Genomic DNA, 13,801 nt, shown 5'->3' on the forward strand with positions numbered 1-13,801 from the left:
CGTTGCCAGCGCCTTTCCGGCAAGCAACACCCACATCTCGCCGGGGAACCCAGGGCTCCTGACCGCCGGTGACCGTGGGACCGGGTCAATCTCCGCCAATCCACGCCGACCGTTTAACACAAAGCCACCCGTGCCCGACCCGAGCAGGACGCGACCGCCGGCCGAAACGGCCCGGCCCACCCGCAAACACCCGACCCACCCGCAAACATCCGCAAACACCCGACCCACCCGCAAAGCCCCCGGCGAACCCAACAAAAGCACCCACCCGCTCCCCCGCCGAGCACAAGTCCACCCGCGTCCGAGGTCGAGCAATTCCTCCGCTCCTCGTGCGTCGGCATCGCCGGACGTGTTCAGTTCTTCTCCAGCTCCCGGGCCCACGTGGTCGACCAGGTCAGAAGTGGGTTCAAGGCGTCGACCAACTGCACGCCGATGGGGGTGAGTTCGTAGTGGCCATTGGGGTCCTGGGTGGCGATTCGGGCGTTGACCAGGTCGCGTAGGCGGGTGTTGAGGACGCTGGAGGACATGTCGTCGCAGCGGCGTTGCAGGGCGCGGAAGCCTGCCGGCTCGCGGCTCAGTTCCCAGATCAGGCGCATGATCCAGCGCCGGCCGAGCAGGTCGAGCGCGGCCATCGGTGCGCGCCCGGTGGTCGAGCCGCGGACCGGGCCGCCCGGTAGCGGGATGGCGTGCTCGTCGGTTTCGCCGTCCACGGGTGCGCCGCCCTTCGTTCCGCCCCTTGCGCTTCGTTTTCAAAAGCAGCATAGTGCTTCTGAAAGCGAAGCATGCGCGGGGTCGTCTCGGCCCCGGCCCAGAGGCCGTCCCGGCCAGTGCAGGAGCGCGTCCATGTCGCGGATCACCCCGTTGTCGCCGCCCTACGCCGCTGAAACCGAGGCGGCGTTGGCCCGCTGGATGGGGCCTGCTCGCGACCGTGAGCCGCTTGCGTTGTTCCGGGTGCTGGAGCATCACCCGGAGCTGGCCTCGCGGATGCGCGTGGTCGGCTCGGGGTTGCTGGCGCACGGCACGCTGCCGGCCGTCGAGCGGGAGATCGTGGTGCAGCGGGTGTGCGCCCGGGCCGGGTGTTCCTACGAATGGGGCGTGCACGCCGAGGTGTTCGGCGAGCGGGTCGGCCTGACTCCGGGCCGGCTTCGGGCCACCGTCTTCGACGACGCGGGCGCGTGGACCGGACGGCAGGCGGTCCTGGTGCAGGTGGTCGACGAACTGCACGACGGCGCCGACCTCACCGACGCGACGTGGGCCGAACTGCGGGCGGCGTTCACGGATCGGGAGATCGTGGAGATCCTGGTCCTGGCGGGCTGGTACCGCACGATCGCCTACGTGGCCAACGCCCTGCGCCTGCCGGCGGAGGAGTGGGCCGCGCCGTATCCGCAGGCGTGAACACTCGCGCGGCTACCGTCGATGCCCGGCCTCGACCTCGGTCGGGAAGCCGGTGATCGCGGCCTCCCCTCGCGCCGGTCGTTCGGTGCAGGCCGGCGGGCGCGGGGGAGCAGCCCAAGCCCAGCGCGCGGTTGCCGGCGCGCGGCGCGGGTCGATGCGGACAGCCGACGCTCGGCCTTGTACCTACCCCGATCCGGCCGCCCCGAGCAGGGTTTCCGCCGCCCGGGTTCGCGCGTAGAGCACCTCGCGGCCGATTCGGTGGCCGGCGACCAGGCCCGCGGCGCGCAGTGCGGACAGGTGTTGGGAGACGCCGCCCGGGGTCAGGCCGGTTCGGCGGGCCAGGTCCGTGGTCGAGGCCGGGGTGGTGAGTTCGGCGATCAGGATGGCTCGCGAGCGGCCCAGGACACCGGCGAGTGCGTCGGGTGTGGGCGTGCGCGGCGGATCCCACAACGTGCCGATGCCGCGCGGCGGATAGCGCAGGGTGGGCTGCCAGCGGCCGTCCAGCACCGAGAACACCCTCGGCCACACGAATGCGGACGGCACCAGCAGCAGCCCCAGCCCGTCCAGCGTGCGCCGACCGCGGGCGAACCGGTGTTGTATCTGGAGCATGCCCGCGTCCCACGCCACCTGCGGATCCAGGTCGTTGAACAGGCCGCGTGCGCCGCCCTCGACCAGCCGGCGGGCGCGAAAGAGGATGTCGCCCTCCAGCAAGGTCAGGATCCGCGGCCAGTACGGCGCGAGCGCCAACTCCCAGTACGCCTCGATCGTTTCCGCCAACCGCCCCAACTCGCGCTCGGGGTCCGCCCGCAGCGCGGCGATCCGCTCCGGCGCGACCTCCGAGCTGGTGCGCAGCAATTCGAGCGGCGTGGCGCGCAGCGTGGCCAGCTCGACGTCCAGCGAGGTCAACGGCGTGGTCGGCGGCGGGCACAGGAAGCCCGCGAGGGCCCGGGTCGGCACCGGGATCAGCTCGGTGAGCGGCGTCAGATCCACCTTCGCGGCGGCCAACCGAGGACGAACCTGATCCGTCCAGGCGCGGTGGATGCCCGCTTCGTCGGCACCCTTGAGGATCCGCACGCTCGCGATCACCTCCCACAGCGGGGAGATCACGAAGCGGGTGCGGGCCACGTCCTCCGGGGTGAACTCGATCTCGATCATTCAGTCCAGGCTAAATGATTGGGTGCCGTCGGTACCGCCCGGCAGGCTGCAGGGATGAGCCAACCGCACTCCCCCTGGCGCATCGCCGACTTCCGCACGCTGTTCACCGCGGCGGCGCTCAGCGAACTGGGCACCAACATCGGCTACGTCGCCGTCCCGCTGATCGCCGTCGCGGCCCTGGACGCGAGCCCCGGCCAGGTCGGCGCCCTCGCCGCGCTCGGCACCGTCGCGTTCCTGCTGATCGGCCTGCCCGCCGGCGCCTGGGTGGACCGGATGCGCCGGCGCCGGGTGATGATGGTCGCCGACCTGGTCCGCGCCGCGCTGATCGGCTCGATCCCGGTGGCCTGGTGGCTGGACGCGCTGACCCTGCCCCAGTTGTACGCCGTGGTCCTGCTCAACGGCTGCGCCACCGTGTTCTTCGACGTCGGGTCGCAGAGTTTCCTGCCGCACCTGGTCGGTCGCGAGGCGCTGGTGTCGGCGAACGCCGCGATGGTCAGCCTGATGGCGAGCGCCAACATCGCCGGCCGCAGCGCGGGCGGCTTCCTGATCCAACTGGTCGCGGTCCCGGTGGCGCTGGTGTGCACCGTGGTCGGCTACCTCGCCTCCGGCCTCGGGCTCGCCCGGATCCGTGCGGACGGCGCACCGGCCGTCACCGGCGGCGCCCGACGCCGGCTGCGGACCGAGATCGCCGAGGGACTGCGTCACGTGGTTCGCCGCCCCGAACTGCGGGCCCTCGCCTGCACCGCGGCGCTGACCAACTTCGGGTCGCAACTGGTCAACGTGCTGCTGCCGGTCGTATTCGTCCGGGAACTCGACCTTCCCGCAGGAGCGTTGGGGCTCTATCTGGCACTCGGTGGGCTCGGCGTCCTGGTCGGCGCCCGCTGTGCCCGGCCGATCTCCGGCCGGCTCGGCTTCGGCCGCACGCTGGGCCTGGCCGGACTGTGCCTGGCCCCCGCCGGGCTGCTGATCCCGCTGATCGATCGTGGTCCGTGGCTGGTGGTCGCCGGACTCGGCTGGTTCCTGGCCACCGCCAAGATGGGCGTGGACAACGTGCTCGGGGTCAGCCTGCGGCAACGCCTGACCCCCGACGCGCTGCTCGGCCGGATGAACGCGACCTTCCGCTGCCTGCTCACCGGGGCCTCCGCGATCGGCGCGGTGGCCGCCGCGCTGATCGGCCAATTCGCCGGTGTGCATACCGCGATGTGGGTCGGCGGGGCGTGCCTGGCGCTGGGCTTCCTTCCGGTCTTCTGCTCGCCGGTGCGTACCCTGCGCGTACTTCCCGAAGGCCCGACCCTGGTGGTGGCCGCCGGCGCGCGCCCCGAGGCGCCGGCCGTGAAGGGCTGACCGGGCCGGCTCCTCAACCGGGGGCGCCGGTCGGGAAGTGCTCGGCGAAGGTGCGGTGGGCCAGACGGTAGACGCTCTGCGCGTGTTCGGCGTCCAGCATGATGTACGGCGACGCGGCGACCAGGAGATCGTCGATGTCCGCCTCGTGCACCGGCCGGTCCTCGTCGAGCGCGCTCGCCACGAGCGCCCAGATCCGGTCCGCGCGCGGCAACCCCCGGCCGCGCGCCACGGCGAGCGCCTCCAGCAGGGGATAGGCGGTCCGGGCCCGCGCCCGCAACCGGGCGACCGCGACCGCGAACAACGCCCGGTGATCGCGGGAGAGCAGGTCGCGCAGGTCCTCGGCCCGGTCCGGGTCGAACAGGTCCGGCTGTGCGAGCAGTTCGTGCACGGCCAGGCGCGCGTACAGGAACTCGCGGTCCTGGTCCCGGATCAGCCGGGCCACCGAGGTGATCGTGGCGTCGTCCACGGCGAGCCGGCCCCGGGCGCGGGCGGCGGTCAGTCGTTGCTCCACGTATGCGCCGACGGAGTGTCGATCACGGGTCACCACCACGCGCGTGCCGGTCGCGTCCAGCGCGGTGAGCAGGTCGGTGTCCTCGGTGTGCGCGTCGACGGCCTCGCGTGTGGAGGCCCGGGTTCCCACCACGATCCGCATCCCGGGCAGCGCGGCCATCCGACGCAGCACCGAACCGGCGATGGTGACCGGCTCCTGTGCCTCGTCGAGCGCGTCCACCAGGATCGTGCACGTGTTCTCGCGACCGGCCAGCGCCGTCAGCAGCCACTCCACATCCGAGCCGACCGAGATCCCGGTCACCGGCAGGCCCAGGCCCAGCGCATCGGCCAGCCGGCGCACCAGTTCGGCCACGGTCGTCCCGGTCAGGTGGATCACCGCGTCGAAGCGGATCTCGTCTCCCGGCGCACCGAACTCCCCCTCGGGCGCGGGCCGCAGATCACCGCCGCGCAGCAGCAGTTCGCGCAGCCGCGGGGTGGTGTGCACCAGGATGTGCCCGAGCAACGCCGACTTGCCCGATCCGGCCCGGCCGGTGACCGCGAGCAGCCCGTGCCCGGTCTCGCGCAACCAGCGGGCGACGGCCGCGCGCTCGGCCTCGCGGCCGACGAAGTACCACGCGGGCTCACCCTGTTCCAGACCGTCGGCACCCTGTGCCTTGGGCAGGAAATGGCCACGTTCGTCCGGTGACAACTCGGCGATGTAGCGCAGCAGTTCGGCATACACGTCGAAGGGCGCCGCGACCGGGGCCAGCGGGCGGGCCGGCCGGGGGATCGGCGGTGCCAGATGCGGTTTGAGGGACAGCACGGTGCCGTGGTCGCCGAGCCGATCCTCCAACGCGGAGACGAAGTCCTTGAGGCTGAGCACCGGATCGTTGACGGTGTACGCCTCGATCGTCGCGGCCAACACGGTGGCGAAACGGCCCAGGTGGCTTGCCCCGGATCCTTCGCTGACGCCGATGATCGCGCAACGCTCGGGGGTGAACTCGTGCCCCAGGAGGCGGGACGCGACCAGGTTCGCGAAGCGCTCCGCGCCGCACGCCTCGATCACCACGAGCATCCACGCCGCCGGATCGGCCGCGCGGCGCCGCCATTCCAGGAGCACGTGATCCGCGAACGTCTCCGGGCCGATGCCACCCGAGCGGATGTGCCGATCCGTGTTGTACACCGCGAGCCACGCACCACCGTCCAGCGCCTCGCCGTGTCCGCTCCAGTACAGCACCGAACAGCGCGGATCCTGCGGCGCGGACCACTCGTGCAACCGCGCCAACACGGCCGTGGTGTCGCGGATCGGGTCCGCCGGCAACCACGGACGGTGTCGACCACCCAGGCCCGCGAGCAGGTCGGCGACTTCGGCCGCCGCCTCCACCGCGGGCACCTCGGGATGGTGCGCGTACCGACCGATCGGCACCGACAAGACGTCGAACGCCGGCCCCGGGTGCCGCTCGCTCACGCGTCCTCGGCCGGGTCGAACGGCGCGCTGGGATCGCTCGCCAGGACCAGCTGGGTGACCGCGGACTGCCCGCCGGCCTTCGCCAGCACCCGGAACAGGCCCTCCACCGGCAGGATCTGACGCACCATGAGCCGGCCGTCCCGAGGCATCGGCAGCGCACGCGGCAACATCACGCCGGTGGCCACGTCGACCACACGCACATCCACGGCGGCCGGGTCGGCCACCCCGTCGAGCACGATGTCCAGCGCCGTGCCGGCCGCCACCGAGTCGGCCACGTGCAACGCCAACGGCTGCGCGTCGGCCGCGAGTTCGGGGCCCAGATCCCGATGGTCGAGGACCGCACAGACGTGCGCGATCGCCTCGCGCGTGCCGGGCAACGCGCCGTGCGTCTGGACGAAGGCGAACGGCTTGGCCGCGGCCGGGAACGCCGCCTCGCGGTACACGGTCTCGTCGCCGCCGCGATCGACGCGCTCGATCCGGCCGTCAGGCTCGGTCCGGCAGGTCACCGGGCGCGGCTCGGCCACGCCGTCGCGGAGCAGCAGGGACTGCATGGTCGGCTGCGCCACCCCGATCGCGGGCCACAACGTCTCCCACGACCCCGCGCCGAGCAACCGCTCGCGCCGGGCCAACGCCTCGCCGGCCAAGTACTCGTCACCACCCAGCCTCGCGACGTCGGCGGCGGTCAGCCGACGGATCGAGGAGCCCTCGTCCACGCAGCGGTAGGACGGCAACAGGTCGTACAGCCCGGGCAGCGTGGTGGCCAGTCGGCGCAGCCGGGTCTGTGGGAGCGGGAGCGGCGTCCCGGTGCCGGTGCCGAGCAGGTGGACCGCCTTGACCGAGCCGAAGAACGGCGTACCCAGGGTGATCAGCGCACGCAACTCGGCCGAACCGTTCAGCACTTCGGCGAAGTAGCGGGCGATCAGGCCGCCCATCGAGTGCGCCACCAGCACCAGTCGCGCATCCGGTCCGCCCAGCGGGTGGCGTCGCCAACGACGCAGGTGCTCGTGGACGGCGATCGCCAGGAGACCCGCGTTGTACTCGACGGACAGCCGCCAGTCGTACGGGAATTCGAGCACGGCGCTGGGATCGGCGGCGCTGCGCCGGACCGCCTGGACCAGCGCGGTGTACGGCTCGAAGCCGCGCAGCATGGGAGCCCAGGCCGGGGCGTGCAGCAGCCGGGTGGCCCGGATGCGGCCCGCCCGCCCGGCGCGTTCCGCGTCGGTCACCGCCAGCGCCCGCAGCGAGGCGCCGGTGGTCCAGGCCCGGGCGTACCAACCGGCGTCGGCCAGTCCCCACAACGTGCGCCCGGTGGACACCTCCACCAACTCGCTGCCCATGATTCCCGGCAGCACGATCACCGCGTCGTTCATCTTCCCCCCGATTCCAGGCTGCACCGCGTTGTTCGTCCTTTCCCGAGCCCCGGCCGAAGTCGTCAAGCGCGCGACGCGACCACTCCCGTCCGTCGCGCGAACCACAGTCCCGCGCGCCCACCGATCGCCAGATCCGAACCCAGCGCGGCGAGCGCGAGCACCTCCACGCCGACCGCCAGTACGTGCGCCACCCGCCCGGACGTCGGGTCCCAGAGTCGGACCCGGCCCCCGCTGTCGCCCACCGCGAGCAGGGTGTCGCCGTCGGGGGCGGGCAGCGGTTCGACGGCGGTCACGGTGGTTCGCACGTGGGCGTCGAGCCGCCGCGGGATGGTTCGGCCGTCGGCCGGGTCCCACAGTCGAACCGCGTTGTCGATGCCGGTGACGGCGACCCACGTGCCGCCGCCGGGCCTGGGCACGGCGGTCAGGTTCGTCGCGGGCAGCTCCTCGGGGAGTCGGTGGGTCCGGGCCGATCCGTCCTCGGGATCCCACAGGGTCAGGTTCGCGGTCCCCCGGTGGGCGATCGCCAGCCGGGCGGGTCCGTCCGGTCGTGGGATCGGGAGCAGACCATGGATGTCCGGTCGGCCGCTGTCGAAGGACACGTCCAGCATCCGGGGTGGATCGAGTTCCCACAGGTGCACCGTGCCCGAGACCTCGGCGATGGCGAGCATGCTGTGTTCGGCGTTCCAAGGGAGCGTTGCCGCGGACGCGAAGGTGGGGTTGTGGTACCGGGCCCACGGCAGCGTGTCCCAGCGCCGATGGGTGCGTTGGTGCTCGGGGCCGCGATCCGGTCGGCAGGTACGCGGATCCCAGAGGCACACGGCCAGGTTCGGGGTGACTCCGGACAACACTCGATGTCGGGCGGATGGTGGGATCACCACGGTGATCGGATCCGACTCCCGCCGGATCGGAATGCGCGAGGTCGGGTCTCGACCGGTCTCGGGATCGCACACACGTATCTCCCCCGTCCGGCCGGCGGTGACCAGCCGGGTGGCGCCGTGCCGGTCGACCGCGGCGGTCATCGCCGTGATCGCGCCCGGAATCGTCGGTGCCTCCCGGGGGGTCGGTCCCGCCGCGGCGAAGCGGCGCAACTCGGGAAACCACAGCCGCACGGTGCCGTCGTCGGCAGCGGTCGCGAGCAGGGCCGAGCGTCCGTGCGACTGCGGGATCGCGGTCATCGCCGTCACGGCCGCGGTGTGACCCGTCATCCGGCGCTGGAACGAGTCGTCGACGATCGGGTCGAGCAGCCGCACCGTTCCGTCGCGATCGCCGACGGCCAGCAGCGGTGGGCGACCGACGATGGGCAGGGTGACCAGTACGCTCACCGCGTCCATGGCCCGGCGGTAGAGCGTGCCGCCGAGTCCCCGGAACGGATTGTGCAGTCGTACCAGGCCGCGCAGGCTTGCCGTGGCGATCGTGGACTGCCCGTTCGGGAGCGGCAGGATCGCCGTGGTGACGGGTGGGTCGGCGGACCCCGCGGTGCGGGCGTCCGGTATCCGACGGCGCACCAGTCCGTCGGGAGTGACGAACACGAGACACGTGGCGACCTGGGTCAACGGCACGCTCACGAGGGTGCAGGCCGGCAGCAGCTCGGTGTCCCGGAGGTCCAGGAGGTCGCCGGTGCCGGGGTGCCACAGGCGGATTCGTTCCAGGCGGTCGGTGACCGCGAGCAGGGTGGTGCCGTCGGGCAACGGGATGGGAGCCAGGTGACGTATGTCGTTCTCCCGGTCGAGACCGGGTGTGGCGAGCCGGTCGCCCGTGCGCGGATCCCACAGACACACCCGGGCATCGTCGTCGACGAAGGCGAGGACGACCGGACCACCGGGCATCGGCAACGCCGCCAAGGCGTGCGCGAGTCCGTTCCCGGGCGGGGCCTGGCCGATGATCCGTCCGCTGTCGGCGTCCCAGGCCAGGACGGTGCCGCTCGTGTTCATCCCGGCCAGCACCGGCCCGTTGTCGCGCAACGTGAGGGCGGTGAGAGCGCAGATCGACCCGGAGAGTTCGGTCAGGGTGCGATGCACCGTCGCGGGCCGCACCCGGCTCCAGCCCACCTCCCACTCGTCGCCCGCACCGCTCGAATCCGGCCGCCGGGCATGCGGCGGGGGGTCCGGATCGAACCGGCGAAGCATTGCCTGCCGCGCGAACGCACGGTCCGCCACCGGCACTTCGTCGAGATAGTTGGCGGCGGCGAGCACCGCGACCACGTCCGCGGGCAGCCCCTCGTCCCGGTCGAGTGCCGAGCCGAGCGCGGCGGCGGCGAGCGAGGTGGGGTCGAGCCGGTCGAGCAACTCGGGCATCGCGGCGACCTCGTCCCACGTGCCGGCCTCCGCGAGGTGTTCGGGAAGGTGATAGACGAGATACGGGTTCGGCGCGGCGGGCAGGGCCGCCGCCGCGGCGCGGAGCAACGCGTCGGCGACTCGTCGCGGTCGGCGCTCGCGCGGGTCGGGCGCGGCGTGCCGAAGATTCGTCGAAGGTCCGCCCACCCGCCCATCCTGGCCGGCTCGACACCGGGCGCGCAGCCGAATGCCCAAGACGGGCCCGCCGGATGTCGCCGCCGGCCGGGCCCGCCGTGGGTGGTCGGGCCGACCGGCGACATGATCGGTTCGTCTTCTTGTGGGCGTCATGTCCCGGCCACGCCGACGCAACACGCGGCGGCGAGACTGGGGGCATGCCAAAGCCCAGCACACCGGAGATGCCTGTGACCCGACCGAACGACCTGCTCGACCCGAACCACCCGCACGAACGCGAGCGCGGCATCGCCCTCGTGGCACACGACCGGTGCAAGCCGGAAATGCTCGCCTGGGCCCGGACCCACCGCGAGACCCTGACCCGGCACCGCCTGTACGCGACCGGGACCACCGGCGGCATCCTCGCCGACGAACTCGACCTGGAGATCATCCGGTTCCGCAGCGGCCCGCTCGGCGGCGACCAACAGATCGGATCGCGGATCGCCGAGGGCGCCGTGGACCTGTTGGTGTTCTTCTGGGATCCGCTGAGCCCTCAGCCGCACGAGCCCGACGTGCGCGCGCTGTTGCGACTCGCGGTCCTGGCGGACATCCCGGTGGCCTGCAACCGGGCGACGGCCGACTTCGTGATCACCTCGCCGCTGTTGGCGATCGCGGACGACCCGGATCGCCCCGGTTCACCGGTGTTCGCGCCGCTGGCCGCATAGGGCGGCGCGGCGAGGCCGGCCCGGCGCCCGAGCGAACCGTACGCTCCGAACCGTACGCTCAGGGCCGGGACAGCCCCATGCGATACGCGTAGCGCACCGCGTCGGCTCGATTGCGCACGTTGATCTTGGCGAAGGCGTTGTTGATGTGTGTCTTCACGGTCGCCTCGCCGATGCACAGCGTGCCGGCGATCTCCGCGTTCTTCAGTCCGTTCGCGATCAGCGTCAGCACCTCCACTTCACGATCGGTGAGCCGATCGGGATGCGCGGTGCCGGTCGTGGTCGCCTTCGGGAGTGCTGTCGCTTCGGGCCCGTCCGTCACGTCGGTCAACCTTTCGAGCCCCGCCGCACCCAGCGCGGCGATTCGGGCCATTCTCGGGTGAGTTCCAGGCTTTGGGATCGGTTCGTGCCCGCTCGTGCCGGCCAACCTACCGGGAGCGGGACGGCGGCGATCCCGCTTCGGCGCCGCCGGGATGTGCGGGCCGGGAGCGCCGATACCGCAGGGAGCGATCGACCGCAGAGAGCGATCGACCGCGCCTCCGTCGTCGCGTCGGTCGACGGAGGCGGGTGCGGGTCGGTGGGGTCAACCGGCCGCGGGCGGGCCGGGTTCCCGGCGGGACCAGCGGCTGAGCACCTCGGTGTACGGGTTGACGGGAAGCCAGGAAATCGCGTCCCGGGCGCTGCGTTCGTAGCTGTCGGCCAAGGCTCGGGCCTCGGCGCCGGCGCCGGTGACCGCCACCAGCGCGCGCATCCGGGCGAGCGCGGTCGCCGGATTGTTCTCGTGCAGGAGGGCGTGCCGGATCTCGGCGCGCTGCCGGCTGCTGCCGCGTTCGTGGGCGAGCAGTACCGGCAGCGTCGGACGGTGATTGCACACGTCGCTGTCGGAGGGTTTGCCCATCGTGGCGGCGGATGCGTCGTCGTAGGGGAGCAGGTCGTCGCGGATCTGGAAGGCCAGGCCGACGTGCCGCCCGAACGCGCCCAGCGCCTCCACTGCCGAGTCGGTCCCGCCGCCCAGGATCGCGCCCACCCGGCAGGACGTGGACAGCAGCGCGCCGGTCTTGCCGCCGGCCATCGTGAGGTAGTCCTCGACCGGGCAGTCCAGGTCTCCGGCGAGGCCGAGTTCGTCGAACACGCCCTGACACATCGCGTATCCGCCCTCGGCCTGCGCCGTCATCGCGCGGGCGATGCGCTCACCGGGCACGCCGTGGCGCGCACATTCGGCGAGCGCGCGGAACCAGGCGAAGTACAGGCTGCTGCCCGCGATGATGGCGCGCTCGGGACCGTAGGCGACGTGCACCGAGGGCCGGCCGCGCCGCTCCTCGTCGGCGTCGACGATGTCGTCGTGCACCAGGCTGCCGGTGTGCGCGCACTCCATGCCGACGGCGGCGGGCAGCGCGTGTTCGACCTCGCCGCCGACCGCGAGCGCCGCGTACATCACCAGCGCGGGCCGCAACAACTTGCCGGTCGGCAACAGCGCGTACCGATGCACCGCGGCCATGCCGTCGGCTGATCGCGGCCAACGACGGGCGAACTCGGCGGCCAGGACCGCCGGTACGTCCACGATCGGCCGATCGGACAACTCGTACGGGGCAGGCGCGCCGGTCATGTGCGCCCGCCCGGTCGATCGACGCTTGTGAGCCGTCGAGGAAACCTGTGGTGTCTCGGTCACAGCTTGCGAACCCCCTGTATCGCCCCCGGAGCGTGGCCCCTCGGGCGCCGAAGCGGATGGGGGCGACGCATGTTCCGGACGCTCGCCGGCGCCCGGACCAACCCAACAGACCCCGGCGGGCCGCCGACAGCCGGGCACGGAAGCATCACGCCGGCGCGCATCCACCCGAACGGGAATCCGCGCTCCCACACCCCACCATCGCGTGGTTTCACCGCGATACCCACGGGCCGAGCGGGGATCCTGCCGCGCGAAGTCTTGCCGTGGGGCGCGGTGTTCGCCGCCGGACCCCCTGCGGATCGCTGCGCGAGGCTTCGTTCCACACCTGTGGTGCCAAGTCGGGTTCGGACAATCGCCGCTCGGCGGCCGGTGTCCGGCCGGCATGGTCGGGTGGGGCTCCGGCCGGTACCCGACCGGGTGGCCACCGCGTCAGTGCGGTGCGGTCGCTGCGGCCACGAACATCGGTACGGTCAGGAAGAGTCGGTCGGCTTCGGCCCGCGCGCGTTGGTCGGCGATCCATCGGTCCGCCTGCTCGCGCGTGACGGCGCCGGCGGAGCAGGCGGCCTCGGCGAGTCCGGTGAGCAGGGGCAACCCGGCCGATCCGGTGTACACGCCGGTGGGTGCCCGGACCGTCACGTCGCGGAAGCAGGCGTCCATCAGCAGGTTGCGGTACCGGCGAGCCGCCCGCGGGCCGACGATCAGGTCGGCGCGGGCGCACGTGATGGTGCGGGTGAGGGGCGCATCGTCGGAGTCGATGACGAAGGCGTCCCAGTCCTGGCCGACCAGCACGATCCGCCCGCCGGGCCGGAGAACTCGGCGGGCCTCCGCCAACGCCCGCTCGGGTTGCGCCAGTTCATGGAATACCTTGTCGGCTCGATAGCCGTCCACCGAAGCGTCCCGCAGCGGCAGTTCGTACGCGTCCGCGATCCGGAACTCCGCCTCGGGCCACCGGCCGCGGGCGACGGCGATCATCTGCGCGCTCGCGTCCACGCCCACGGCTTGCACCTCCCGCTCGACCAGCTCCGCGACAGCTCGTCCGGCACCGCACCCCACGTCCACCACACACGCCCCGGCTCCGGCCCCGAGCAAGTCGTAGGACAAAAGGCGTAGTTCCTCGGCGCCGGGCAGGCGATCGGCCTCGTCGAGTCGCGCGACGAGGCCGTCGGTCGGCGGGCGTTTCTGTTCCGTCTCCCTGGTCATGAGCGACAGCCTGGGACTTAATGTCGGCATGAAGTCAAGCGAGCACAGGACACCTGACGACAGTGCGCGCGGCCCGATGAGCATCGGCGCCCTCGCCGCACGCTTCGGTCTGGCCACGCACGTCCTGCGTCACTGGGAGACGATGGGGCTCCTCGCCCCGGCCCGCGACGCCGCGAACCGCCGCCGCTACGGCGCGGCGGACGTCGCCCGCGTCACGGTCGTCCTGCGCGCCAAGGAGGCAGGGCTCTCCCTCGACACCATCCGCTCGTTGGTCGCCACGGCCGGTGCCGCGAATCGACGGAACATCCTCTCCGAAGAGGCGGAGGTACTCCGTTCCCGAATCGCAGCAGCGCAGGCTTCACTCGCACTCATCGAATGCGCCCTGGGCTGCGACCGCGAGGACTACACCCGGTGCGCCCATTTCGGCCTGATCGTGAACCGCATGAGCACGGAACCGCCATCGGCATCCCCATCCGATTCCCCACACCCGAAGTACGCGGAGCCGATCCCGGGTTGCGGCCGAACCGACTCCTGATCGACCTCGAAGGCGC

At 72.4% G+C, this 13,801-nt stretch carries 12 protein-coding genes; 4 read left to right on the forward strand and 8 right to left on the reverse strand.

The window, feature by feature from the left end; genetic code table 11:
• Positions 1–350: 350 nt before the first annotated feature.
• Positions 351–707 carry a helix-turn-helix domain-containing protein gene (locus ACFXMF_RS31835; protein WP_360323213.1) on the reverse strand — a complete coding sequence of 119 codons (357 nt, stop codon included), beginning with the start codon at positions 705–707 and terminating at the stop codon, positions 351–353.
• 133 nt (positions 708–840) lie between these two features.
• On the opposite strand from ACFXMF_RS31835, the gene ACFXMF_RS31840 reads away from it, so the two are divergent.
• Positions 841–1,392, forward strand: a complete 552-nt coding sequence (locus tag ACFXMF_RS31840; protein WP_379989464.1) for a carboxymuconolactone decarboxylase family protein — start codon at positions 841–843, stop codon at positions 1,390–1,392.
• A 183-nt stretch (positions 1,393–1,575) separates the two neighbouring features.
• On the opposite strand, the gene ACFXMF_RS31845 is transcribed toward ACFXMF_RS31840, so the two are convergent.
• Complete coding sequence (locus ACFXMF_RS31845; RefSeq protein WP_360323217.1) at positions 1,576–2,547, reverse strand: DUF5937 family protein; 972 nt, start codon at positions 2,545–2,547, stop codon at positions 1,576–1,578.
• Positions 2,548–2,601: 54 nt separating this feature from the next.
• Between ACFXMF_RS31845 and ACFXMF_RS31850 the strand changes: the two genes are divergently transcribed.
• Positions 2,602–3,891 carry an MFS transporter gene (locus ACFXMF_RS31850; RefSeq protein WP_379989466.1) on the forward strand — a complete coding sequence of 430 codons (1,290 nt, stop codon included), beginning with the start codon at positions 2,602–2,604 and terminating at the stop codon, positions 3,889–3,891.
• A 13-nt stretch (positions 3,892–3,904) separates the two neighbouring features.
• Here ACFXMF_RS31850 and ACFXMF_RS31855 read toward each other — a convergent pair whose 3' ends face one another.
• From ACFXMF_RS31855 to ACFXMF_RS31865, 3 genes are read right to left on the reverse strand one after another with little or no spacing between them, the layout of a single operon-like run.
• Complete coding sequence (locus ACFXMF_RS31855; protein WP_360323221.1) at positions 3,905–5,848, reverse strand: hypothetical protein; 1,944 nt, start codon at positions 5,846–5,848, stop codon at positions 3,905–3,907.
• Entirely contained in the window at positions 5,845–7,242 is a 1,398-nt protein-coding gene (locus ACFXMF_RS31860) for a hypothetical protein (RefSeq protein WP_379989468.1), read from the reverse strand. Before ACFXMF_RS31860 ends, ACFXMF_RS31855 begins: the two co-directional genes overlap by 4 nt.
• A gap of 38 nt (positions 7,243–7,280) precedes the next feature.
• Positions 7,281–9,698 carry a WD40 repeat domain-containing protein gene (locus ACFXMF_RS31865; RefSeq protein ID WP_360323225.1) on the reverse strand — a complete coding sequence of 806 codons (2,418 nt, stop codon included), beginning with the start codon at positions 9,696–9,698 and terminating at the stop codon, positions 7,281–7,283.
• Positions 9,699–9,907: 209 nt separating this feature from the next.
• On the opposite strand from ACFXMF_RS31865, the gene ACFXMF_RS31870 reads away from it, so the two are divergent.
• On the forward strand, positions 9,908–10,387 hold the full coding sequence (locus ACFXMF_RS31870; protein WP_360323227.1) for a methylglyoxal synthase: 480 nt from the start codon (positions 9,908–9,910) through the stop codon (positions 10,385–10,387).
• Positions 10,388–10,445: 58 nt separating this feature from the next.
• On the opposite strand, the gene ACFXMF_RS31875 is transcribed toward ACFXMF_RS31870, so the two are convergent.
• The 3 genes from ACFXMF_RS31875 to ACFXMF_RS31885 form a co-directional block, all read right to left on the reverse strand.
• Complete coding sequence (locus ACFXMF_RS31875; RefSeq protein WP_380020890.1) at positions 10,446–10,757, reverse strand: response regulator transcription factor; 312 nt, start codon at positions 10,755–10,757, stop codon at positions 10,446–10,448.
• Positions 10,758–10,967: 210 nt separating this feature from the next.
• Positions 10,968–11,990: a polyprenyl synthetase family protein gene (locus ACFXMF_RS31880; RefSeq protein WP_379989473.1), complete on the reverse strand. Its 1,023-nt coding sequence runs from the start codon at positions 11,988–11,990 to the stop codon at positions 10,968–10,970.
• A gap of 489 nt (positions 11,991–12,479) precedes the next feature.
• The gene (locus ACFXMF_RS31885; RefSeq protein WP_379989475.1) at positions 12,480–13,250 is read right to left on the reverse strand and encodes a methyltransferase domain-containing protein; all 771 of its coding nucleotides are present in this window, start codon (positions 13,248–13,250) and stop codon (positions 12,480–12,482) included.
• Positions 13,251–13,278: 28 nt separating this feature from the next.
• Here ACFXMF_RS31885 and ACFXMF_RS31890 point away from each other — a divergent pair, with 28 nt between their 5' ends.
• Positions 13,279–13,785, forward strand: coding sequence for a MerR family transcriptional regulator (locus tag ACFXMF_RS31890; RefSeq protein WP_360323271.1), 507 nt, complete (start codon positions 13,279–13,281; stop codon positions 13,783–13,785).
• The last annotated feature ends 16 nt before the right edge of the window (positions 13,786–13,801 follow it).

The sequence above is a fragment of the Embleya sp. NPDC059213 genome (genome assembly GCF_042754445.1).
In the GTDB taxonomy this organism is placed as follows: domain Bacteria; phylum Actinomycetota; class Actinomycetes; order Streptomycetales; family Streptomycetaceae; genus Embleya.